The 2,599-nt window shown below is 32.0% G+C and carries 3 protein-coding genes and 1 tRNA gene; 1 reads left to right on the plus strand and 3 read right to left on the minus strand.

What is annotated here, in order from left to right; translation table 11 throughout:
- The coding region (locus tag QZZ11_RS08240; RefSeq protein ID WP_292475210.1) for a formate/nitrite transporter family protein at positions 1–356 on the plus strand (356 nt) is incomplete at its 5' end.
- An 85-nt stretch (positions 357–441) separates the two neighbouring features.
- On the opposite strand, the gene QZZ11_RS08245 is transcribed toward QZZ11_RS08240, so the two are convergent.
- From QZZ11_RS08245 to QZZ11_RS08255, 3 genes are all read right to left on the minus strand, one after another.
- Positions 442–834, minus strand: coding sequence for a hypothetical protein (locus QZZ11_RS08245; protein ID WP_292475213.1), 393 nt, complete (start codon positions 832–834; stop codon positions 442–444).
- A gap of 12 nt (positions 835–846) precedes the next feature.
- The gene (locus QZZ11_RS08250; protein WP_292475214.1) at positions 847–2,268 is read right to left on the minus strand and encodes a hypothetical protein; all 1,422 of its coding nucleotides are present in this window, start codon (positions 2,266–2,268) and stop codon (positions 847–849) included.
- Positions 2,269–2,463: 195 nt separating this feature from the next.
- A tRNA-Thr gene (locus QZZ11_RS08255) sits at positions 2,464–2,539 on the minus strand.
- Positions 2,540–2,599 lie beyond the last annotated feature (60 nt).

Genomic DNA, 2,599 nt, shown 5'->3' on the forward strand with positions numbered 1-2,599 from the left:
CCACAATTATGGAAGTAGTTAATAATGCTTGTTCTATTAGAACATCATTAAATAGTTTTGACAGTTATTTGTCCACTATTGTTAAGTCTATATTATGTGGTCTATGTGTATATATCGCAGTTAAGTGTTTTTCACTTAATAGATTAAAACCAATAGGTATTTCACTATTGGTGTTATTCGTATTCATATTTGTTTATTGTGGTTTCCAACACTGTATCGCAAATATGTTCTATTTCGGCTTCGGAAACCACATAAACATATATACCTTAGTCAATTTATTAATTGTTATATTATGTAACTCTATTGGTCCATTACCGGGTGTTATGATATTTAGATTAATAAAAAAGAAAGATTGATTATTCAACCTATATTTATGAATTGAAATTATCAATCTTCTCTACTATTTAAAATGTTTAATATTTTATGAATAGATAAGTCTTATTACTTAATATTATATTCCTTCATAAAATACTCTTTTTGTTTTTTGCGGAATTCTTTTTCGGATATTTCTCCATTAGTATATTTTTTGTTTAAATAATAATTATAGTTATACAGTTCCTCAAAATCTTTTTCCAAAAGTTCTATGTTTTCTGGAAATATAGGTTTGCATTGTTTGGTAGGATCTTTGCTGTCACGCATATCATCATTGAATTCTAAATCTTCTTCTTTTGCGTAGCACCACCACCAACCATCCATTGGATCGCCGTAATCGAATTCGATAATGATATACATTTTTTTATCGTCATCGTACCTAATAATTTGATCGTATGTTAGAACAGTTTTTTTGTATGCTTTTATATAGACGTAATCACCATATTTAAATTTTCTAGCCATAAATAGTTTCCCTTAAAAAGCTGGATTATTTGGATGTTCGATAGGTTCATCAGAACCATCATCTGGATAATAATACATTGGACCAAAGAAACTATGTATTCTGTGAAGGTCTCTGTCTTTTGGCCTAACAAGTTCGCCATTTCTTAAAGAATAATTATGATAATGCCACCAGAGTACTACGTTTTCATCATCCGAATGATCAAGTTCTGGTGTTGGAGTGGTATAACCAGTCCCGGCCAAAATAATTAATCGTCTAGCTAATTGTTCTTCCCAAGTATATGAACTGTAATGCAAATGTGTTTTATGTTCAATGCAAAAGCTCTCGCTGACAGGTAGATTTCTAGCTATATAAAAACTAGATTTGCTTACATATTCCATAAGATAAATTTTGTTATGTGTTTTAGCCTCATTAACTATTGCTGCTGTCGTTGCAACATCATTACTTTTTACTTCAGTAAAAACAAGACGCGCCCTAAAAAGAGTTTTTGTATAAGATGTTAATGAATCTTGAATAATAATTTCTGTTTCAGTGAAATAATCCTCAAACACATCAGCAAACTCTGAAAAATACTGTTTAACCCATCTTCGAAACTCTAAAAAACGCTCACAAATTTCATCCCAGTGAGTCACTATCAAAACAGCAATCAATATCAATGCCGCTACTATCAACGCCGCCATAACATATGGAAACCATGCGCTTGCTACTGCAGCTTCTAATAAGCCTATTGCAGCAGTAAAACCAGCAGCAACAGGTGCCGACAAACTAGAAATTATTAAAGTTAGTGTGCCAATTGCTGAAGGGTCTACAATTGATCTTGTCATTGCTTCGTGCATTTCAAAATGCAAAGTAGGATTTAAGTTTTCATATTTTACTTCTGCAAGAGAGGCAAACCTATCAACTGAATAACTATCACGAACCACTTCACAATAAGTTGAATAATTAAAAGTTCTCCTAAAAGCCCTTATCATGTTCGTGTGATATGCATATGCAACTTCACCGAAAGTAGGCGCTATATAATTTGGATTGTATCCAGGGAGATTTATTAGACTTTTGTCGCTTACATTTAATCCAGTAACATCAATGTATTTTGAAAAATCGCTTTTGAAAGTTTGCAAAGCATTTTGAAATATTTCCTTTTTGCTTTGTCCGCGGTGATTTCCAAATATATTTAAATCTGTTGTTATTCCACCTAGACTTAATGGTTCTAAATTTTCAATGCCTGTTATATTTGCTGGTTTATTTTTACGGATATCTTCACCGATGCACAAAGAACTTTCGAATTCGTTATTCAAATTGTGCGCTTGTATTGCTCTATTGATAGAAATACCTTTGGCAATCGCAATAGTTGAAAGAACCGAAACCGCAAAAGAAATAAAAATTTTAAATTTAGTCATATGTTTTCCTTTCATTAAAATTGCTTGACATGCCTTCATAATAATAGAAGATGGATTGCAAAAAAGAAAGATATAATCACGTTTTTTTCAATTAATTACACTATTGTTAAACCATATTATCTAATTTATGTGTATGTATCGCAGATAAATGTTTTTCATTAAATAGATTAAAACCAAAAGTTGATATTTATAAAAAAACTCCGATATTGTTATACCGGAGTTATTTTATTCTTCTGGTGCCGTCTATCGGAATCGAACCAACAACCTATCGATTACAAATCGATTGCTCTGCCAATTGAGCTAAGACGGCATTTCACATGGTGGACACTACAGGGATCGAACCTGTGACCTCTTCCGTGTGAAGGAAGCG

Source organism: Methanosphaera sp. (assembly GCF_016282985.1).
Classification (GTDB): domain Archaea; phylum Methanobacteriota; class Methanobacteria; order Methanobacteriales; family Methanobacteriaceae; genus Methanosphaera.